Below are 363 nucleotides of genomic sequence, written 5' to 3' on the forward strand. Positions count from 1 at the left end.
TCTACTGCCTCTTCACCATTATCCACTTCTATCAACTCTATTTTGGGAAGTAGTTTTTTTAGAATTGTACGGGTTAGATGCTTATTAATCACATTATCTTCGGCTACCATAATCCTAAAATTGTAGTCGGAGATATTTTGCTCATTAGGTTCTGTGGCTATTGATTTTTTTGAATCTGGACATTGGATTTGAGAAATAAGTTTAAAAAGCGCGTTTATTTGTATAGGCTTTACCACATTGAACTGCACCTGATATTCGGCACATTCCTGCCTTACCTTTTGATCTTCCCCGGAACTGTGCAAAAGAATAATAGGAAGCTCTTCCTTGGATATCTTAAGTACCGTCCTAATGTGTTTAATGAGA

At 36.4% G+C, this 363-nt stretch carries 1 pseudogene; it reads right to left on the reverse strand.

Going from position 1 to position 363, the window contains the following annotated elements:
- Nucleotides 1-363 (reverse strand): annotated as a pseudogene (locus F1E73_RS17775) (hypothetical protein); the annotation flags it as partial.

The organism is Arenibacter lacus, from assembly GCF_008711145.1.
Lineage (GTDB): Bacteria > Bacteroidota > Bacteroidia > Flavobacteriales > Flavobacteriaceae > Arenibacter > Arenibacter amylolyticus.